3 protein-coding genes are annotated in these 6,601 nt (G+C 60.0%); 1 reads left to right on the top strand and 2 read right to left on the bottom strand.

From position 1 onward, the window contains the following. Positions 1–373: 373 nt before the first annotated feature. A complete protein-coding gene (locus E1J53_RS21195; RefSeq protein WP_173021591.1) occupies positions 374–4,189 on the bottom strand; it encodes a T9SS type A sorting domain-containing protein in 3,816 nt (1,271 codons plus the stop codon). Between the two features lie 308 nt (positions 4,190–4,497). Between E1J53_RS21195 and E1J53_RS21190 the strand changes: the two genes are divergently transcribed. Then, the gene (locus E1J53_RS21190; RefSeq protein ID WP_134274372.1) at positions 4,498–4,764 is read left to right on the top strand and encodes a YkoF family thiamine/hydroxymethylpyrimidine-binding protein; all 267 of its coding nucleotides are present in this window, start codon (positions 4,498–4,500) and stop codon (positions 4,762–4,764) included. Between the two features lie 439 nt (positions 4,765–5,203). Here E1J53_RS21190 and E1J53_RS21185 read toward each other — a convergent pair whose 3' ends face one another. After that, on the bottom strand, positions 5,204–6,529 hold the full coding sequence (locus E1J53_RS21185; protein ID WP_134274373.1) for an ABC transporter permease: 1,326 nt from the start codon (positions 6,527–6,529) through the stop codon (positions 5,204–5,206). Positions 6,530–6,601: the final 72 nt, after the last annotated feature.

Genomic DNA, 6,601 nt, shown 5'->3' with positions numbered 1-6,601 from the left:
TAACGATACGTAAGTAACGATGGCAGCTCCACAGACGATGAGGGCTGCCATCGTCATTTACGCATCTATCCAATTTGAATGTGAGTCAAAAGGAGACAGAGCCAAACTTAAAGGAGGTGTCGCGAAAATTAATACTGAACGCCCCACGTCCGCCGACCGAGTCAAAAACCTTTCGCCGGATAAATCCGGCGCTACTGAATCATTGAAGTCCTATACCCCGCCCGGCCTGATAGTCGATTGGAAGGAGAAAGTGATAAATTAAAAAAGCCCGTCCCCCTTTGTGGGGAACGGGCCGCCATCAATTTTGATGACTAGAGTATAGTGAATCCAGGACACTTCCCTTTGGTTGAAACCTCCGGGGAGTGGTCGTGGACTACTTTTTCACAAAACGGGTAACGGATATCCCCGCTACGTTCGTGAGCCGCAGGAGATAGGTTCCGGCGGGTAGGTCCGCGGCAGACACCCGGAAGCGGCCATCAGCGGCATTGAGGCGTTGCTCGATGAGCGGACGGCCATTCAGGTCCAGGATATGCAAACGGGTATCGTTGGCGCGCATGCCGGAAACCTCCAGCGTGAAGTCACCAACAACGGGGTTCGGGTAGAGGCTGAAGGCATCTACGGCCGGACGGTCCGTCGTCCCGACCGAAAGCACGTTGGGTGCACAGGGCGTTGGCATACTGAGTCCGTACATGATGTCTTCGGCGTCGGGTACCCGCTGGATGGAGAGGTCTTGGGAGGGACCATTCAAATTGATGTCAGCACTCCATAATCCGGCGGAGATGGCCATATCCTGGCCGTCCCGTGGTCCGTCGCCCCAGGCGACGTAGGAGAACAGGTTACTGGCGTCGGAGTAATCTTCCCCACGGATGAGCGCCAGCTCATCGGCTTCGGGATTGAGGAAAGTACCCAGGTTGACGCTCACCCGTTCACCGGGCTTGGCGAGCAGGTCTCCACAGTCAAGGTCAAGGTCCCCGATGCGGACGAAACTGCCGTTTCCTCCCAGGTACAGGTCATTGAAGTTGATGACGCGCTGGGAGAGGTTACGCAATTCGATCATTCCGCTGGCCTCGACTTCATTGATGACGATGTTACCCAGGATGCCACTGGCAACGCAACTGTCTCCCGAATCCCGGATGACGGTCAGTGGATTGGACAGGTCAAAGCATCCCATCAGGTCGGCGGCATTGGCGCCCACGGCGGCTCCCTGGAGTCCGTCGGCGAAGCTCAGGTGCCAAATCAGGCAGGTGCCTTCACCGGCGCCCTCAAGATCAAAGGGAGGTCCGGCGGGCAGGTCGAGGATGTTGAGGCTATCGTCGGTGATGACCCAGGCCATATTGGAGCCGGTAGCGTCCATGAGGTCAACGGCCAGGGAATCGGACTGCATGTCGCCGACGCAGATGGTTACGGTGTCCGTTTCGAAGTCCACGAAGGTAATGGAGCCTCCGTCCGGACTTTCCCGCACTACGGTCAACGGATTGGACAGGTCAAAACAACCGGCCAGGTCACCGGCGTTGGCGCCCACGGCGGCTCCCTGGAGTCCGTCGGCGAAACTGAGGTGCCAGATCAGGCAGGTGCCGGGACCGGCTTCATCGAGGTCGAAGGGAGGGCCGTCCGGCAGGGCCAGGATGTTGAGACTGTCGTCGGTAATCACCCAGGCCATGTTAGCGCCTTCGGCGCCTTCCAGGGTCACGTCCAGCGGATCGGCCACGCCATCACCGGCGCAGATGCTGACGGTGTCGGAGTCCATCCCGGTGAAGCTGATCGTTCCGCCTTCGGCACTGGTTCTGACGACGGTGATGGGGTTCGACAGGTCGAAGCATCCCATGAGGTCAGCGGCATTTGATCCTACGCCGGCCCCTTCCAATCCGTCGGCGAAGCTGAGGTGCCAGATCAGGCAGGTGCCGGGTCCGGCGTTTTCGAGGTCGAAGGGAGGCCCGGCGGGCAGGTCAAGGATGTTGAGGCTGTCGTCGGTAATCACCCAGACCATATTGGCGCCCTCGGCGCCGTCGAGGGTAACCTCCAGCGGATCGGGTTCGCCGTCGCCGGCGCAAATGCTCGTCACGTCACCTCCGCCGGCCAGGGCGATGGTTCCTCCATTGACGCCGTCGCGGATGACGGTCAGCGGATTGGACAGGTCGAAGCATCCCATCAGATCGGCGGCGTTGGCGCCCACGGCGGCTCCTTCGAGGCCGTCGGCGAAGCTCAGGTGCCAGATCAGGCAGGTGCCGCCACCGGCGCCCTCCAGGTTAAAGGGAGGACCATCGGGCAGGGCCAGGATGTTGAGGCTGTCGTCGGTAATCACCCAGGCCATATTGGCGCCCTCGGCGCCTTCCAGGGTAACGTCCAGCGGGTCATCCACACCATCGCCGGCACAGATGCTGACGGTGTCGGAGTCCATCCCGGTGAAGCTGATCATTCCGCCTTCGGCGCTGGTCCGCTCCACGGTGATGGGGTTCGAGAGGTCGAAGCATCCCATGAGGTCGGCGGCGTTGGCGCCCACGGCGGCTCCTTCGAGGCCGTCGGCGAAGCTGAGGTGCCAGATCAGGCAGGTACCGGGACCGGCTTCATCGAGGTCAAAGGGAGGACCATCGGGCAGGGCCAGGATGTTAAGGCTGTCGTCGGTGATCACCCAGGCCATGTTGGCGCCTTCGGCGCCGTCCAGGGTGACGTCCAGCGGATCGGCCACGCCGTCGCCGGCGCAGATGCTCGTCGCGTCACTGCCGTCGGCCAGAGCGATGGTGCCCCCGTCAACGCCCTCGCGAATAACGGTCAGGGGGTTGGACAGGTCGAAGCACCCCATGAGGTCGGCGGCATTGGCGCCCACGGCGGCACCGTCCAGGTCGAAGAAGCTGAGGTGCCAGATCAGGCAGGTACCGCCACCGGCGCCTTCCAGGTCGAAGGGAGGACCATCGGGCAGGGCCAAAATGTTGAGGCTGTCATCGGTGATCACCCAGGCCATATTGTCGCCTACGGCGCCCTCAAGGCTAACGTCCAGCGGATCGGCGACCCCATCACCGGCGCAGATGCTGACGGTGTCGGAATCCATACCGGTAAAGCTGATCGTTCCGCCATCGGGGTCGTTGCGGACGACGGTGATGGGGTTGGAGAGGTCAAAGCATCCGGCCAGGTCGGCGGCGTTGGCGCCGACTTCCGCACCCATCAGTCCGTCGGCGAAGCGCAGGTACCAGATCAGGCAGGTGCCACCACCGGCTTCATCCAGGTCGAAGGGCGGCTCGGCGGGCAGGGCCAGGATGTTGAGGCTGTCGTCGGTGATCACCCAGGCGGCGTTGGCGCCTTCGGATCCCTCTACGTTCACGTTCAGGGGGTCGGGGATGCCGTCACCGGCACAGATCGTGGCGGAATCGGATCCATCATCCAGGCTGATGGTGCCACCGTCTACCGCCTCCCGGTTTACGGTAATGGGGTTGGACAGGGAGAAACAACCGTCAAAATCAGCGGGGTTGTTACCTACTGCTAGCCCCGTAAGGTCTTCGTCGTAGGCAAGGTGCCAGATCAGGCAAGTGCCGGAACCGGCACCGCTGAGGTCGAAAGGACCCGCTCCGGGAGGAATGGCCAGAATGTTGCCGTTGTTGTCGGTAATGAGGAAGGTCGCGCTGTCACCACGAATGGGGCCTTCCAGGGTAACGTCAATGGCGGGGCTGGAACCCTCCACAATGCAGAGATCCTGGCTGTCGCCGCCACCGTCGGTGAGGGTCAGGGTGCCGCCGTCGGCGACGCAGAAGGCGTCACAGCCTTCCCCCGCCTTGCGGTTTACGATCAGGGGGTTGGACAGGCTGAAGCAGCCGTCGGCACCCGCCGCACAAATGTTGTCGCCGATGTTGGCGTCGGTCAGGGTTCCGGAATAGGAAACACTCCAGATAACGATTTCTCCGGTACCGGTGCCCCGGAAATCAAAGGGTGGGCCAGAGGTAGGAATCTCCTGAATGAAACCAGCCGTATTGGTGAAGAAATACTGGCTCGTCCCCCCCACGAATCCGGTACGGATAACGTCGGTTAGGGCGTCGTCACCGTCGTCCAGACATACCGGGATATAGGAACTTCCTTCTACGGAGGACAAGTCCCCTCCGCTCAGGGTGCAGTCGCTTTGGGCGGAGAGGGAAAAACCGCTACCAAGGCAAAGTAAAAAAATCAGCGCTCGAAACGCCATCAAGTAGTGCTTTCTATGCATAGTGATTGGGTTATGGATATTCGGGTTAGATGAATGAAGTAGCCCTATCCAGATCTCGCTGGATAACGCCATGCTTTTTGTAAATCGGATGGTGGGGAAGAATTTGGGACGTATGCTTTCAGTAAAATAGGGGAAATAGTCGAATAAATATGGGGTTAAAGGGTTGAATTCAAGATTATATCCTGTTTTTTGCAAAATTTACGACACCTTGTTTCGTGCATGAATTGTTGAGTCGCGTTGACACGCTGTTGGGGTCGAACCCTCACCTGCTGACCGACGATGTGTAGTAGCTTCGCGGAAAAAAAATTATGACCGCATCGGCCGAGCTGAGCATGTACCCCCTGATCTCCGATTACGAGCAGCCCATCATTGATTTCATCCATCGGTTGCGTAGTTTTTCGGGGGTGACCGTCGCGACCAACGGACTGTCCACCCAGCTCACGGGTGAGTACGATGCCGTGATGGAGGCCATCACCGAGGCCCTGCGGCCGAGCATGGCGGCGGAGACGACCGTCTCCGTGGTCATTAAGGTGCTGAACGTAGGGATTGATCCGGGAGCGGCGGTTGTAGTATAGGGCTTGCTCCTTGCCGCGCTCCGCTGACTGAACCGAACTAAAAGGAGGTGCCCCAAAATCTCCGCGGCACCTCGAAGCGTACTCAGTACCTTTGAGGGTGCTTCCCGGAATGATCTATTTGTCCTGGTTGATTAGGGTTCCCTTGCACCCTCAAAGGAATCGGCCGACTGCGTCAGGTCGATGCACTTCGAGGTGCGATCTGAGGGGCTTTCCCAAAGTGTCCGGATGCCGCCTCCCTCGGCGATGCATGTGTAAGACCTTGCCGCGCTCCTCGTAGCTGTCGAGCGCAGCGAGCTGCTCCGAGGTGTCGTGGTGAGACAGCTAGGAGGACCGGCTGCCTCCTTGTCTGGGTTCCTCAATCACAATAACCTGAAACCACTGCTTTTTTCCGTAGAACCTGGCACCGGCACTCCGTTGCCCAAGTTGTCGTGAGGGGTTCCTAATACTTTGAGAACAGCCAGCGGGCCATGTCCTTAAGCGAACTCTTTTTGCCGTAATTCAGGATGCCTACGCGGTAGATGCGGCCGGCCAGCCAGACCATGGCCGCGGCAAAGGCGATCACGATGACGAGGCTGCCGATGATCTGCCAGGCGGGCGGTTCGAAGGGTAGTCGGGCCGGCATGACGATGGGCGCAAAGAGGGGAATGAAGCTGGAGCCCACCGCCAGACTGGAGTTGGGCGCCTGCATGGCCGCCATCATGATGTACAGGGCCAGGATGACGGGGATGGTGATGGGAATGGTCAGCGACTGCCCCTCGCCGAGGTCGTCGCCCATGGCCGAACCGACGGCGGCAAAGAGGGCGGCGTACATAAAGTAGCCCCCGAGGAAGTAGATGATGAAGCAGGGGATGATGACCCACCAGTTCATCTCCATCACGCCCGCGATGGCCCGTTCGACGAGGCTCTGCATCTCTTCGGGGTCGATGTCCGGATTGGCCGCCGAGGCCTGTTGGGCCGCCTCGGGATCAAAGCCAAAGAAGAGGGTAACCAGGAAGACGGTGGCCGGAATTAGGACCATCCAGGCCAGGACCTGGGTGAGGCCCACGGCCCCGACGCCGATGATTTTTCCCAGCAGTAGGGTAGTGGGGCGCACCGAGGAGATCACCACCTCCACGATGCGGTTCATTTTTTCTTCCATCACCGAGCGCATCACCATCATGCCGTAGATGAAGATGGAGAGGTACATCATGAAACCCATCACCATGCCGATGCCGGCCCCGACGATGCCCGCCATGCTGTTGTCGGCCTTTTCGCCTTCCTCCACGGTGATTTTCTGGGAGCGGATGGCCACGTCGGTGTTCAGAGATTTGAGGGCGCTTTCGTCGAGCCCCAGGGTCTTGATTTTGTAGGCACGCATGGCCTTTTCCACCCGCCGCTCGATGGCCAGCTCGGTGTCCAGGGAAAGTGGCTCGTCGCTATAGAACTGTACGCGGAAATCCTGCGACTTCGGGTTTTTGACCTCCGGAATCACCAGGATGGCGTTGTAGCCGTCCTCCTCTCCGGCCCGGGCCTTAAGGCTGTCCACCGGCTGGTCCTCAAAGCGGAAGTACAGCCCCTTTTCGTCGGGGATTTGGCCGGAGAATACCTGGCCCTGATCCACCACGGCGATGCGGCGTACCTCGTCGTTTTCGTAGCTGAAGATGAACTGCACCACGGCAATGAAGACCGCCAGGCCGAGGGGCGTGAGCAGGGTGGCCAGGATGAACGCCCGGCGACGAACGCGGGTGAGGTATTCCCGCTTGATGACGAGCCAGAGATTTTTCATGGGGTGGGTGATGGTGGGGTGATGAAGGAGTGGAGTGGGCCCCGGAGGGCAGGTGCAAAGGAAGTAGGTGGG

The sequence above is a fragment of the Lewinella sp. W8 genome (assembly GCF_004375085.3).
Lineage (GTDB): Bacteria > Bacteroidota > Bacteroidia > Chitinophagales > Saprospiraceae > Neolewinella.
This window is presented reverse-complemented; position numbering and strand designations above follow the sequence as displayed.

Bases quoted from the DNA above. Each gene is read 5' to 3' on its own strand.
- E1J53_RS21185 (WP_134274373.1), bottom strand. From the start codon at position 6,529: ATGAAAAATCTCTGGCTCGTCATCAAGCGGGAATACCTCACCCGCGTT.
- E1J53_RS21195 (WP_173021591.1), bottom strand. From the start codon at position 4,189: ATGCATAGAAAGCACTACTTGATGGCGTTTCGAGCGCTGATTTTTTTA.
- E1J53_RS21190 (WP_134274372.1), top strand. From the start codon at position 4,498: ATGACCGCATCGGCCGAGCTGAGCATGTACCCCCTGATCTCCGATTAC.